A 12,987-nucleotide genomic window follows, 5' to 3' on the forward strand; every position below is an offset into this window, starting at 1 on the left:
TTTCAGGAGCGTCGCAAACAGGGACGTTTGCGACGCAGCGTACATGGATGTACTCGCAGCGGTCCTGAAAAGCTCCACCCGGTACCCGGCCGCCAACAGAGGTAGATCAGTGCTCCGAGTACCACCCGAGCTCAATTGAACCCACAGAGCACAAACCCGCCAAAGTGCTAAACTGCCCGAAACTAACGAATAACCAAGAAGCCGCAATGAAACACCTGCTGACTCTCTGCCTGCTGATCCTCTGCTTCTCCCAGTCTGCCAGTGCCGACAATCGCGAGCGGGAACAGCTCAAGCGCTCGATCATCAAGATCTACACTACCGCCGCCGCCCCCGACTTCTTCAACCCCTGGGCCCTGCTCAACGCCCAGCAACTGTCCGGCTCCGGCGCCGTCATCAAAGGTCAGCAAATACTTACCAACGCCCACGTCATTGCCAACGGCAGCTTTATCCAGGTACAGCGCCACGGCGATGCACAGAAATTCCGCGCGCGGGTCAAATTTGTCTCCCACGACGCCGACCTCGCCCTGCTCACCGTCGAAGACAAAAGCTTCTTTGACGACACCCGCCCCCTGTCTCTCGGCAAACTGCCCGACCTGCAGGAAGAGGTCACCGTCTACGGCTATCCCATCGGCGGTAAATCCCTCTCCATCACCCGCGGCGTACTTTCCCGGGTTGAGCACCAGTACTACGCGCACGCCGAGAGCTACCTCATGGCCGGCCAGATCGATGCCGCCATCAACCCTGGAAACAGTGGCGGACCGGTCATCTCCGACGGCCGTATCGTCGGCGTCGCCATGCAGACCAACCACAGCCAGGGCGCAGAGAACCTCGGCTACTTTGTACCACCGAGCGTAATCAGCCACGTGCTGGAAGACGCCAAAGACGGCATTCACCAGGGTTTCCCCGAACTGGGCGCCATCACCCAAAGCCTCGAGAGCCCCTCCATGAAAGCCGCTGCCGGCCTGACCGAAGATCAGGAAGGCGCGCTGGTCGTGCGGGTATTCGAAAACGCGCCCGCAGCGCAGGCGCTGCAGCCCGGTGATGTACTGCTGCAGGTAGACGGCTTCGACATCGCCGCGGATCGCACCATCGAATGGCGCGAGAACCAGCGCACCAACTACCACTACGCGGTGGACCAGTACCACGTGGGCGACAAACTGCCGGTGCGGATTTCCCGCAACGGCGAGATCCTCGATGCCGAGATTACTCTCGCAGCCACTCCTCCCTCGCGCTCGCTGGTGCAGGGAGAGAAGTTCGACCAGCGCCCGCGCTACTACATCTACGGCGGCGTGGTGTTCGTGCCGCTGAACATGAACCTGATCAAGCGCTGGGGTAACAACTGGCACTCCAAGGCACCGATCGAATACCTGTATGCCCGCAACCAGTGGTCCAGCCCGGAACAGCAGGAGCTGGTGGTGGCGCTCAAGGTGCTGCCGGCGCCGGTCAACCTCGGTTACCACGACTGGAAAAACTGGATTATCGAATCCGTTAACGGCGAGCAGATCCGCGACTTCCAGCAGTTCGCGCAGCTGATGGAATCCTCCCGGGACCAGTTCGTCGAACTGAAAGACGGCGCCGGCTATCGCATGGTGTTGGATGCGGCCGCCGCCCGTGAACAACAGCCGTTTATCCTGCAGACGTACCAGATTCCCGAGCGCCATTCCCAGGGGCTGTTCAGTACCCTGGCAGAGCGCGAGACCACAGATACAGAACTGGGACAGGTGCAGTAAACGGAGTAGGCGCAGCAACCAGCCTGGGGAAACACAGGCTTCGACAACCACAAATAAAAACGGACAGAAAACAAGGGGAACAAGGATGTTGCGCAAGCTATTGATCACCAGCGCCACCCTGCTGGCATTGAATGCCGGCGCCGAGGAGCTTTACCGCTGGGTCGATAAAGATGGCAAGGTGCACTTCGGCGACCGACCACCGGTTGAGGCCGAGGCAGAGTCCCTGGACGGCCAGCTGAAACCCGTCAACAGCGCAGCCCCAACCCGCAGACAGGACTTCCCCGATACCCGCCGCGCCGACCAGATCGAGCGCGAATACGCCGCGCGCAAACAGCCGCGCAAGGCCGACGCCCAGCGCCAGCACCAGGTCGCCTGCGCCCACGCACGCAAGCAGCTGAAAATTCTGCAGGGCCCGGTGTATTTCGTCGACAGTGAAGGCAACGAGTCCACCATCAGCGAACGGGAGCGGCGTGCCCAAGCGCGCGCTCTGGAGCAACGAATACAGCGGGAATGCGGCGGCTAGGCGACGGACTCAGCGCGCCGTGCGCAGCCCATCACCATGACCGGAAAGCCATCACTATCCTGCTGACTGGCATCAAGGCCATCGTATTTGGGCGCGCGAGCCACTAAAATCGCCACCCCCAGATTTTCAGCGAGACACTCAATCATGTCGGACCAGTTGGAACGCTTCATTTTCTCCAAGCACGATATCCGTGGCCAACTGGTCACGCTGACCGATGCGTATCGCGAGGTACTGGAGCACAACCAGCTGCCGCTACCGGTACAGAAGCTGCTCGGCGAGTTTCTAGCCGCCGCCTGCCTGCTTTCCACCACCCTCAAGTTCGAAGGTATTCTGATGCTGCAGGCTCGGGGAGAGGGCGATGTACCGCTGCTGGTAGCCGAGTGTACCCATCACAGCGATGTGCGCGGCCTGGCGCGCGTGGCGGAAGGGGCAGAGATTCCAGAGAACGCGACCCTGCGCGAGCTGGTGGGCAACCGCGGCGCACTGGTGATTACCGTGGACCCGCAGGAGGGCGAGCGCTACCAGGGCATAGTGCCCCTGGAGAAAGACACCCTGGCGGAGTGCCTCGAGGACTACTTCACCCAGTCGGAACAGCTGCAAACCCGCTTCTGGATCGAATCCAGTGAAGACACCGTGGGCGGCATCATGCTGCAGGTGCTGCCGGGTAACAATGCGGCGACGCCGGAAGAGAACGAGGACGCGTGGGAGACCGGGGTACACCTGGCGTCCACGGTCACTGCCGAGGAGCTACACAACCTACCCCACGACGAGCTGCTGGTGCGCCTGTTCCACCAGCTGGAACCGGCCAGCCTGGGCACCGCGAATATCCGCTTCAAATGCAGCTGTTCCGCCGAGCGCAGCGCCCGCGCGTTGATTGCCATGGGTGCGGAGGACGTGTACCAGCTGCTGGAAGAGCAGGGCGGCGAGATCACCGCCGACTGCCAGTTCTGCAACAAGACCTATCGCTTCAATCGGGAGAAGGTCGAAGAGCTGTTCAATGCCCCGCCGCATACGCTGCACTGATCCTGCACTTTGAAAAACGCGCCACCTGGCGCGTTTTTTGTTTCTGCCGACCCCGCGAACCCGCCCCCTGCAGGCCTGCTCGCTCCCCGTTTTCTCTGGGCGCCGGACTGTAGTAAAAACTACAGAACACCCAATATTCCCCAAAATTATGAAGTAAAAAAACTACATCATAATTTTAAATAAAAAAATGCGATTTTTTTCCCCGATAACGTTGTTTTTGCTCAATATTTATACAATTTTTCCTGTGCTCGGAATTTGAAGTTTGCCATAATGCGCCCGCCAGCCCGCCTGGCGCGGTAATCAGTCACGAACATTTATCGCGAACCCAAGCGGCACCCCCTACTATTTATTTCAGTGATACAACTTTCATGGGTAATAAACGAATGGCACAGCAAGACGACACAGTGCAGGTATTGTCCAACCTGGCGCCCGCTCAACTGGTAGAGCAAGCTCTGCAACGCGGTGAGGGCCACCTCACTCACACCGGAGCCCTGCTGGCCGTGACCGGCGCGCGCACTGGCCGCTCCCCGGCTGACCGTTTTGTGGTGGAAGAGCCTTCGACCGCCGACAGCATCGAGTGGGGCAGCGTGAACCGTCCTTTCCCGGCGGACAAGTTCGATGCGCTGTGGAATCGTGTTGAAGATTATGTGGCCAGCCACGACAGCTTTGTACAGCAGCTGCACGTGGGTCAGGACGAAGACCACTATATTCCCGCGAAAGTCACCACGCAGACTGCGTGGCACAACCTGTTCGGCCGCAACATGTTCATCCGCGCCGAAAAGTACAACCCGAAAGGCAAGGAAGAGTGGCGCATCCTGCACGCCGCCAACTTCGAGTGCGACCCGTCCCGTGATGGCACCAACTCCGAGGGCTGCGTGATCATCAACTTCGCCCAGCGCAAGGTGCTGCTGGCGGGTATGCGCTACGCCGGCGAGATGAAGAAAGCCATGTTCTCCGTGCAGAACTTCCTGCTGCCGGAAAAAGACGTGATGCCGATGCACTGTGCCGCCAACGTGGGCGAAGACGGCGATGTATGCCTGTTCTTCGGTCTGTCCGGCACCGGTAAAACCACCCTGTCTGCAGACCCGGAGCGCTACCTGATCGGCGATGATGAGCACGGCTGGGCCAAGGGCGGTGTGTTCAATATGGAAGGCGGCTGCTACGCCAAAACCATCAACCTGAGCCAGAAAAACGAGCCGGTAATCTGGGACGCGATCCGCTTTGGCGCCATCGTCGAGAACGTGGTGACCGACGAGGCCGGCGTACCCGACTACGACGACACCAGCCTCACCGAAAATGGCCGCTGCTCCTACCCGCTGGAACACGTGGAAATGCGCCAGCTGGAAAACCGCGCCGGTGAGCCGAAGAACGTGATCTTCCTGACCTGCGACGTCACCGGCGTACTGCCTCCGGTATCCGTCCTGTCCAAAGAAGCGGCGGCGTACCACTTCCTGTCCGGCTACACCGCCCGTGTGGGCTCCACCGAGCTGGGTGCGGAAGCGGGTATTCACCCCACCTTCTCCACCTGCTTCGGCGCCCCCTTCATGCCGCGTGCACCGCGTGAATACGCGGACCTGCTGATGAAGCGTATCGAGGACTTCGACTCCAAGGTCTACCTGGTCAATACCGGCTGGACTGGCGGCTCCGGCGAGAAAGGCAAGCGCTTCCCGATCCCGGTCACCCGCGCGGTGGTAGCGGCGATCCAGAGCGGCGCCCTCGAAAATGCCGGCACCGAGCACCTGGACACCATGAACCTGGAAATTCCGCTGGAAGTCCCGGGTGTGGACAAGTCCTACCTGAATCCGCGCAATGCGTGGGCAGACTCCGCCGCCTACGACGCTGCCGCCAGCAAGCTGGCTGCACTGTTCGCCGACAATATCGAGAAATTCGCCGTCAGCGACGAAATCAAGGCAGCGGGCCCCAAGGCCTGATGCACTGACTCCCCTGTGGTGGCAAACCCACCGCACAGAGGCGGCCCTCGGGCCGCCTTTTTTGTATCCGAAATCCGCCACCGCAAGCACCCGCAGCCAGACAGCTCCAGGCAGCTATAGTCATTAGAGGGCCCGCGTTTTCAGACGCGGCACCGTGTCTCAAAGATTCAAGGGTACACAGGCTGCGGACATGCCGTCGGGAAATCCATTTTCCATCTTCAAACGCCGCTACGATCACCTGCCCCAGAACCAGCAGACGAACTGGTGGGTGGTGGCGGGTGTCGCGCTCCTGCTGCTATTGCTGCTGTTCATCCTGTGGCTGTACCTGTATCTGAAAACCCTGGAAAAGCCCTATCTTGAGCTCAAGGGCTATCGCGTGGCGACCAACGCCAGCCTCAACCAGTTTCTGCGCGAGCGCGGCAACCGCCGGGAATTCGGGCAATTGACCGACTTTCTGCAAAAAGCCGGCGTGGCCGATGCCACCGCCCCGGAAAACCTGCTGCGCCAGGGCTCCGATTGGCTGGACATCAACGAGCCGCCGTTTGCCATCCCGCCCCGGGATTACTGGCCGAACATGATTGCTACCCTGAAACTGATCCGCGACGAGCTGGAGCCGACCATCGGCCCGGTAGATGTGGTTTCCGCATTCCGCACCGACGGTTACAACCGCAAAGCGGGGGGCTCCGGGAAGAGCAAGCACAAAACGTTTTGCGGCCTGGACCTGGTTCCGCGCTCCAACATCAGTCGCAAGGAATTGATTGAAGAGTTGCGCAACCTGCACGCACGCCTGGGTCCTGACAGCCACATGGGCCTGGGGATCTACAGCGGGGTGCGCTTTCACGTGGACACCTGCGGGTTTCGCCGCTGGTAACTCCAGTCCGCCACCTATCCGGAGTTGATTGAGCAGTACACGATGGATATCAAGGAAACCCCCGATCACGAATTTATCGACATCCACATCGAGCGCCGTCGCGTTATCTGGATTCTTGCACTGGTTCTGGTATTCAGTCTGGTACTGATCGTGCTGACGGTAGAAAAAGTGCGCGAGCTGGCGGAACGCATTGTCAGCCCGGTGGAATATATCGAGCCGGTACCAGAGCCCGTACCGGACGTGCTCGACCCGGACGTTCCCCTGATCTACAAGATCAAGGGCTACACCGCAGCCAGCGCCATCGCCTTCGAAAAATTCCTCGACGAGGGCGACCACCGCGCACACTTCGAAAAACTGGAGCACTTCCTCAAGATCAACGAAGTGGCCGAGGTGGTGCCACCGTATGAACTCATGCGCCAGGGTACGGACTGGCAGAAAATCGGCGAGCCGCCGTTTGCCATCCCCCCAGAGGAGAACTGGGAATCCATGGTGGATACTCTAAAGGTGCTCAGGGATTACATCATTCCCGCCATCGGCCCGGTGCATGTACTGTCCGGCTGGCGCACCTCCAGCTACAACGCCAAGGCCGGTGGCGCGCGCACCAGTAAACATATGCACTTCTGCGGCCTCGACATGATCCCCGAGGACGAGTACACCCGAAAGCAACTGCTGCCCAAGCTGCGGCGTATCCACAGAAAAGTCGGGCGCAAGTGGAATATGGGGCTCGGTATCTACAGCGGTATCCGCTTTCATGTGGATACTTGCGGCTACCGCCGCTGGTAAAGCCCCCGCCTATCTGTTTTCATACCTGCTGACCCGGCCGCCACTCGGCGGCCGCCGCTTGTTCGCACAAGCCCAGTTCATACCCGAATAACAACAGTCAGGGACGCCCGGTGCAGGAAAGACTGGAAAGACGCTCGTTTATATTCACGCTGCTGCTGGTAACCATTGCCTTTGGTTTCCTGCTCAAACCATTTTTCACGGCCATTTTCTGGGCCTGTGCGGTGGCACTGATTTTCCACCCCCTGTACCGCTACCTGCTCAAACGTTTCCCGAAATGGCCCAACCTCACCGCGCTGACCACGCTGCTGCTATGTATCGTGGTGGTGGTGATTCCGGTGCTGCTGGTGGCGAGTTCGTTTATCAGTGAAGTGGCCAACCTGTACCAGAAAGTGCAGTCCGGCGAGATTAATCTCGGCGCCAAGGTAGAGCAGGTCCGCGCGGCCTTCCCCGGTATCAATGCCGCGTTGGAACGGATCGGGATGGACTTTGACGGCATCAAGGAGCGGCTCCTCGGCGGCCTGATGACTGCCGGCAGCCTGATCGCCAAAAATGCCCTGGCACTCGGCCAGAATACGCTGAACTTTTTTGTCAGCCTCGGCCTGATGTTGTACCTGACCTTCTTCCTGATCCGCGACGGCAATTCGCTGATCGCGCTGCTGATCCGCGCGCTGCCCCTGGGCGACGAGCGGGAAAAACTGCTGCTGGCAAAATTTGCCGAAGTGACCCGCGCAACCATCAAGGGCAACCTGGTGGTGGCGGTCACCCAGGGCACCCTCGGCGGATTGATTTTCTGGGTGCTGGACCTGCCTGCACCGCTGCTGTGGGGGGTGGTGATGACGGTACTGTCGCTGCTGCCCGCGGTGGGCGCGGCGATTATCTGGTTCCCCGCCGGCCTCTACCTTTACGCCACCGGCGACGCGGTGAAAGCCACGGTACTGATGGTCTACGGGGTTCTGGTCATCAGCCTGGTAGACAATATCCTGCGCCCGATCCTGGTGGGACGCGACACCAAACTACCGGACTATATTGTGTTGTTTTCCACGGTCGGCGGACTATTGATGTTCGGTATCAGCGGCTTCGCCATCGGACCCCTGCTGGCCGCCCTGTTTATGGCCTTCTGGGAAATTTTCATGCGCGAATTTATCAGTGGCAGCGAACCACTGGTGCCCTCGAGGTTGGAGTCACCTCTGCGTGAACCGCTGGATGACAGTGGCTCAGCGGATCCATCTGGTCCACAGCACTGAGTTCAGCACTCAGGTTTGTCGGGCGAAGAAAGCCTCAGCGCGGGTTAATCCAATCCCGGCCAAGCCTCGTAATGGAGAAAGTTACTTACTCTGCATTATCCGGTTAGCCAGGAAGAAACATGAAAAAATCTCTCTTACTGTTACTGGCAGTTGCGGTTATCTGCTCTGCATGCAGCGCCCCGCGCATTGAAGATTATGCCGACAATACGCCGCGCTTCGTCGCCGAGGATTTTTTCTCCGGGCCCATGAAGGCCTACGGACTGGTGAAAGACCGCGGCGGCAATGTAACTAGAAGGTTTGTCGCGGAGATAGACGGGAGCTGGGAAAACGGTCGCGGCCTACTGCGCGAAAAGTTCAAGTTTGACGACGGCGAAACCCAGTATCGGAACTGGCAACTGGTTCCGGTTGACTCCGATGCACAAGCAATACGCAAATACGCCGCCAGCGCTGGCGACGTTGTCGGCACATCGGTCATGTCGACGGCCGGTAATGCAGTATTTATGCAGTACACTCTGCAAGTGCCGTACAAGGGTCGCACCCTCAATATCCATGTAGACGACAGAATGTTTCTGATTGCCCCTAATGTACTTATCGCAGAGTCCAAGCTCAGTAAATGGGGCTTCGATGTTGGAGAAATTCAGCTCACTATCGTCAAATAAATATTCCTGAGCTGTCCGTGCAATAGATCATCAGCGGACAGTCCTTCTAGAGCCAATGTTTACGGTACGGCGGGCAACGCATTGCGACGGGCTTCCGCCGCTTCCAGTATCAGGCTCATCTCCGCCATCGGCCGCTGGTCGACAATAATCACCCCCTCCGTGGCGCGGTCCAGGTCGGCAATCAACAGAATGACCGTGGCAAACGTCAGCCCGAGAGTCACTGCCAGCTGTACCGAGCCACCGCGGCTGACGCCAAACTGGAATCCAATGGCCAGCATCGCCAGCCCCGTGAGGATATACAGCGCAATCCATATCGGACCGGGTATACGGTATTCGAGCCCGACCACGATACGCGAGTTGTGGGAATTGATGATGTTGGTAACCGGCTCAATAAAGTGACGCAGGTAACCGGGGTTGTAGTCCTGTGCGATATGTTCCTCGATCAGCGCCCACAATTGGTCCTGGATAGCAACACTCTGCGCCAATCCCTCCGGGGTTATTTCATCGACCCGCGGATTAAAATCGCGCAATTCCGCATAGCTGGCGAGCAGTAGCTGCGCCTTGCGCGCCGCTTGTGGCTGCAGAAAATCCGCATGCAGGTAGGCAGTGTGGATGGCATTTACTTCATCGAGCAGCAACGCTTTGCGGTCGTTATAGCGACTTGCAGTCATGTTGAAGGTAAAGGCGAGCAGGAAAGCCAGCAGACCGAGTGTGGCGGTGACCGCACTGCCGATGGAGGGCTCTTTTTCGGTGCCCAAGGCGCGGATATAGCGATGCCCCAGGTGAAACCCGAGCCCCATGGTGGCCAGCACCAGCAGCACGGTAAAGACGTAAATCGCCGCCAGTGGAATGGAGTGAAACAGCTCGTCAGCAATCATGCCCAGCCTCGAAATCTTTCCCCAAGTTTGGCTCAGATTTCGCGACTGGACCACGCTCGCCGGAACTGGATGCCTTCGGCGTCAGTTGTGATTTGATCAGGCCTTTTTCACGAACTCGGACTTGAGCTTCATCGGCCCGATACCGTCGATCTTGCAGTCGATGTCGTGGTCGCCCTCTACCAGGCGAATGTTCTTCACCTTGGTGCCGACCTTCACTACCGAGGAGGAACCTTTCACCCTGAGGTCTTTGATTACGGTTACCGTATCGCCATCCGCCAGCGGGTTACCATTGGCATCGCTGATTTTCAGGCCATCGTCCGCTTCCGCACCGGTTTCACTGCCGGACCATTCGTGGCCACATTCCGGACAGACAAACAGGCCGCGGTCTTCGTAGGTGTAACTGGACTGGCACTGAGGACAATTGGGGAGATCGCTCATTGAAAAACCCTTATGGAAACGATGACAGCAGTGCCGTCGGGAATACTACGGAATTACCGAAGTAATTTTAGAAGCGCGCATTAGAGAACATGGCGCGCGCCGGTGCAAATTTCCAGGCTGCTCAGCGATTACCCGCCCTATGCGCAGGTGCCCGGCCTTGCGGCCAGTTCCTGCGCATAAGGGAGATATAAAACGACAGCACCCGGGCTTGCCGGGTGCTGTGGATAACTATAGAGAAGAAAAGCTAGAGAAGAAAAGTTGAAGCGATGTGCGCTCAGTCCTCGCCGCCACTCATCCCCAGTTCCTTCAATTTGCGGGTGAGAGTGTTGCGCCCCCAGCCGAGCAGTTCCGCGGCATCGCGTTTTCTGCCCGCGGTGTGCTTGAGGGCGATCTCGATTAGCGCGCGCTCGAACGCGGGGACTGCCTCACTGAGAATTTCACGCTGGCCAGTCGCGAGTGCCTGGTCCGCCCACAGGCGCAGCGCTTTCTGCCAGTCCTGCGGCGCCTCGCTGGTGGCCCCCTGCTGGTGGAGCTCCGGCGGCAGATCGTCCACCAGTACCTCGCGGCCGGAGGCCATGACGGTGATCCAGCGGCAGGTATTTTCCAGCTGGCGCACGTTGCCGGGCCAGTCCAGTCCGGAAAGGTATTCCTCGGTTTCCTTGAGCAGGATTTTCGGCTCTACCCCGAGATCCTTGGCGGCACTGTTGAAAAAGTGGCGTACCAGGCGGGGAATGTCTTCGCGGCGATCGGCGAGACGCGGGATATGGATGCGGATGACATTGAGGCGGTGGAAGAGGTCTTCGCGGAACTTGTGCTGTTCTACCAGGCGTTCCAGGTCCTGGTGGGTCGCGGCGATAATACGTACATCAACTTTTACCGGGGTGTGGCCGCCCACCCGATAAAACTCCCCGTCTGCCAGTACCCGCAGCAGACGGGTCTGCGTCTCCGCAGGCATATCCCCGATTTCGTCGAGGAACAGGGTGCCGCCGTTGGCCTGCTCAAAGCGACCGGCGCGCTGCGCGCTGGCGCCGGTGAATGCGCCTTTCTCGTGGCCAAACAGCTCTGACTCCATCAGGTCCTTGGGAATCGCCGCCATGTTGAGTGCGATAAACGGCTGATTCTTGCGCGGACTGTGATTGTGCAGCGCCGCCGCCACCAGTTCTTTACCGGTACCGGATTCGCCATTGATCAGCACGGTGATATTGGAGTGGGACAGGCGACCGATTGCACGGAACACCTCCTGCATTGCAGGTGCCTCGCCAATGATTTCCTTGTTGCCAGTGCCGTTTTCAATAATGACCGGCTCTTCCGGCTGTTGTTCGTTGGCGTGCGCCAGGGCGCGACGGGTCACCGCCACGGCCTCGTCCACGTCAAACGGCTTGGGCAGGTATTCAAAGGCGCCGCCCTGATAGGCAGCTACCGCACTGTCGAGGTCCGAGTGGGCGGTCATGATGATAATCGGCAGTTCCGGGCGCTCGGACTGGAATCGCTGCAGCAATTTGAACCCGTCGGAGCCCGGCATGCGAATATCACTGATCACGACATCCGGGGACTCACTGTAGAAGTCATCCAGGGCGCGATCGCCGTTTTCGTAACAGGTGGTCTCAATCCCGGCACGGGAGAGGGCGCGCTCCAGTACCCAGCGGATGGAGCGGTCGTCATCAATGATCCAAACGCGATTGTTCATAATAATTTTCCGGCCTGCGTTTTACTTTCGAATAATTTTTGAGGTTCTCAAATCCGCGGCAGCTATTCGCTCGCCAGCGGCAAATAAATCTGAAATTCGGTCTGTCCCGGCTCGCTCTCGCATTTAATCAGCCCCCGGTGCTGATTGATGATGTGCTGGGAAATGGACAACCCCAGCCCGGAGCCCTCGGCGCGCCCGGAAATCATTGGGTAGAAAATGCGCTCGCGGATTTCCTCCGGAATCCCCGGACCGTTGTCCAGGATGTCGATCCGACACACCAGCGGGCAGTGCCTGCGACCAATGGTGAACTGACGCTGCACCCGCGTGCGGATCGTCAGGCTGCCGGCTTCGAGCCCGATACTCTCGGCGATGGCCTGCATCGCGTTGCGCGCGATATTCAGCACCGCCTGAATCAACTGCTCGCTGTCGGCGGGAATATCCGGTATCGACGGATCGTAATCCCGCTTGATGATCAGCGCTCCGTCGCACTCCGCCTCGATCAACTGGGCGGCGCGCTCGGTGATCGAGTGCACGTTTACCGGCAGAAGCTTCACCGGTTGGCGAGGCCCCAGCATCCGGTCCACCAGATTGCGCAGGCGATCCGCCTCTTCGATGATGATCTGGGTGTACTCACCGAGACCGTCGTCGTTCAGATCTACCAGTTCCCTTTGCAGCAACTGTGCCGCTCCGCGAATTCCGCCCAACGGATTTTTCACTTCATGTGCCATACCCCGCACCAGGTTGCGGGTGGTCTCCTGGGCGGAGATCAGCGCGTCCTCGCGGGCAATGCGCAGCAGGCGGTCCATGGACTGCACTTCCAGCAACAACAGACCCAGGTCGGTGAGCGGCGTCACCGAGTAATCGACGGTGCATTCTTCCAGGTTGTGCAATAGCCACAGGGCGCGGCGCACGGTGTACTTTTCCCCGGTAGCCAGCGCCGAGCGCAGGGCCTGCTGGGCGGAGCGGGACTCGCGTACCACCTCTTCCAGGGGCAACCCGATGGAGCGGGCACTGGACGCCGCCACCAGATCTTCCGCAGCGGAGTTGAGGTAGCACAGGGACAGGTTCTCATCGAGCACCAAAACGGCCGAGGTGAGGTTGTCCAAAAGCAGGCGTAACTGACGGTCCTTGAGCATTCGGGGGTCCGATTCTGTTCATATCTCGGGGTCGCTTAATGGCAGTGCAAGAAGCAAACCAAAATGGCGCAAAAACCCGGGCGA

General features: G+C 59.3%; 13 protein-coding genes. 8 read left to right on the forward strand and 5 right to left on the reverse strand.

Going from position 1 to position 12,987, the window contains the following annotated elements; all coding sequences use genetic code 11:
• Positions 1-206: 206 nt before the first annotated feature.
• Positions 207-1,730, forward strand: coding sequence for a S1C family serine protease (locus tag B4U49_RS07755; protein ID WP_078084005.1), 1,524 nt, complete (start codon positions 207-209; stop codon positions 1,728-1,730).
• An 85-nt stretch (positions 1,731-1,815) separates the two neighbouring features.
• Entirely contained in the window at positions 1,816-2,253 is a 438-nt protein-coding gene (locus B4U49_RS07760; protein WP_078084006.1) for a DUF4124 domain-containing protein, read from the forward strand.
• Here the strand turns inward: B4U49_RS07760 and B4U49_RS19095 are convergent.
• Positions 2,250-2,423, reverse strand: a complete 174-nt coding sequence (locus B4U49_RS19095; protein ID WP_158078580.1) for a hypothetical protein — start codon at positions 2,421-2,423, stop codon at positions 2,250-2,252. The two genes, B4U49_RS07760 and B4U49_RS19095, sit on opposite strands and share 4 nt — an antisense overlap.
• Here B4U49_RS19095 and hslO point away from each other — a divergent pair.
• From hslO to B4U49_RS07790, 6 genes are all read left to right on the forward strand, one after another.
• Complete coding sequence (gene hslO, locus B4U49_RS07765; protein ID WP_078084007.1) at positions 2,398-3,276, forward strand: Hsp33 family molecular chaperone HslO; 879 nt, start codon at positions 2,398-2,400, stop codon at positions 3,274-3,276. The two genes, B4U49_RS19095 and hslO, sit on opposite strands and share 26 nt — an antisense overlap.
• A 383-nt stretch (positions 3,277-3,659) precedes the next feature.
• Positions 3,660-5,207 carry a phosphoenolpyruvate carboxykinase gene (locus B4U49_RS07770; RefSeq protein WP_078084008.1) on the forward strand — a complete coding sequence of 516 codons (1,548 nt, stop codon included), beginning with the start codon at positions 3,660-3,662 and terminating at the stop codon, positions 5,205-5,207.
• Positions 5,208-5,361: 154 nt separating this feature from the next.
• The gene (locus tag B4U49_RS07775) at positions 5,362-6,078 is read left to right on the forward strand and encodes a D-Ala-D-Ala carboxypeptidase family metallohydrolase (protein ID WP_239692513.1); all 717 of its coding nucleotides are present in this window, start codon (positions 5,362-5,364) and stop codon (positions 6,076-6,078) included.
• A gap of 42 nt (positions 6,079-6,120) precedes the next feature.
• A complete protein-coding gene (locus B4U49_RS07780; protein ID WP_078084010.1) occupies positions 6,121-6,861 on the forward strand; it encodes a D-Ala-D-Ala carboxypeptidase family metallohydrolase in 741 nt (246 codons plus the stop codon).
• A 110-nt stretch (positions 6,862-6,971) separates the two neighbouring features.
• Entirely contained in the window at positions 6,972-8,105 is a 1,134-nt protein-coding gene (locus B4U49_RS07785; protein ID WP_078084011.1) for an AI-2E family transporter, read from the forward strand.
• 119 nt (positions 8,106-8,224) lie between these two features.
• Positions 8,225-8,764, forward strand: a complete 540-nt coding sequence (locus tag B4U49_RS07790) for a DUF3833 domain-containing protein (protein ID WP_078084012.1) — start codon at positions 8,225-8,227, stop codon at positions 8,762-8,764.
• Between the two features lie 59 nt (positions 8,765-8,823).
• Here B4U49_RS07790 and B4U49_RS07795 read toward each other — a convergent pair whose 3' ends face one another.
• The 4 genes from B4U49_RS07795 to glnL all read right to left on the reverse strand — a co-directional run bounded on the left by B4U49_RS07795 (position 8,824) and on the right by glnL (position 12,903).
• A complete protein-coding gene (locus B4U49_RS07795) occupies positions 8,824-9,642 on the reverse strand; it encodes a bestrophin-like domain (protein WP_078084013.1) in 819 nt (272 codons plus the stop codon).
• A gap of 96 nt (positions 9,643-9,738) precedes the next feature.
• Positions 9,739-10,080: a zinc ribbon domain-containing protein YjdM gene (locus B4U49_RS07800; protein WP_078084014.1), complete on the reverse strand. Its 342-nt coding sequence runs from the start codon at positions 10,078-10,080 to the stop codon at positions 9,739-9,741.
• A gap of 274 nt (positions 10,081-10,354) precedes the next feature.
• Positions 10,355-11,767, reverse strand: a complete 1,413-nt coding sequence (glnG, locus tag B4U49_RS07805) for a nitrogen regulation protein NR(I) (RefSeq protein WP_078084015.1) — start codon at positions 11,765-11,767, stop codon at positions 10,355-10,357.
• A gap of 62 nt (positions 11,768-11,829) precedes the next feature.
• Positions 11,830-12,903 (reverse strand): nitrogen regulation protein NR(II), encoded by a 1,074-nt coding sequence (gene glnL, locus B4U49_RS07810; RefSeq protein ID WP_078084016.1) that lies wholly within the window; start codon positions 12,901-12,903, stop codon positions 11,830-11,832.
• Positions 12,904-12,987 lie beyond the last annotated feature (84 nt).

This window comes from Microbulbifer mangrovi (genome assembly GCF_002009015.1).
Taxonomy (GTDB): Bacteria; Pseudomonadota; Gammaproteobacteria; order Pseudomonadales; family Cellvibrionaceae; genus Microbulbifer; species Microbulbifer mangrovi.

Coding starts and splice junctions, on each gene's coding strand:
- B4U49_RS07755 (WP_078084005.1), top strand. CDS start 207: ATGAAACACCTGCTGACTCTCTGCCTGCTGATCCTCTGCTTCTCCCAG.
- B4U49_RS07760 (WP_078084006.1), top strand. CDS start 1,816: ATGTTGCGCAAGCTATTGATCACCAGCGCCACCCTGCTGGCATTGAAT.
- B4U49_RS19095 (WP_158078580.1), bottom strand. CDS start 2,423: ATGAAGCGTTCCAACTGGTCCGACATGATTGAGTGTCTCGCTGAAAAT.
- glnL (WP_078084016.1), bottom strand. CDS start 12,903: ATGCTCAAGGACCGTCAGTTACGCCTGCTTTTGGACAACCTCACCTCG.
- hslO (WP_078084007.1), top strand. CDS start 2,398: ATGTCGGACCAGTTGGAACGCTTCATTTTCTCCAAGCACGATATCCGT.
- B4U49_RS07800 (WP_078084014.1), bottom strand. CDS start 10,080: ATGAGCGATCTCCCCAATTGTCCTCAGTGCCAGTCCAGTTACACCTAC.
- B4U49_RS07780 (WP_078084010.1), top strand. CDS start 6,121: ATGGATATCAAGGAAACCCCCGATCACGAATTTATCGACATCCACATC.
- B4U49_RS07770 (WP_078084008.1), top strand. CDS start 3,660: ATGGCACAGCAAGACGACACAGTGCAGGTATTGTCCAACCTGGCGCCC.
- B4U49_RS07790 (WP_078084012.1), top strand. CDS start 8,225: ATGAAAAAATCTCTCTTACTGTTACTGGCAGTTGCGGTTATCTGCTCT.
- glnG (WP_078084015.1), bottom strand. CDS start 11,767: ATGAACAATCGCGTTTGGATCATTGATGACGACCGCTCCATCCGCTGG.
- B4U49_RS07795 (WP_078084013.1), bottom strand. CDS start 9,642: ATGATTGCTGACGAGCTGTTTCACTCCATTCCACTGGCGGCGATTTAC.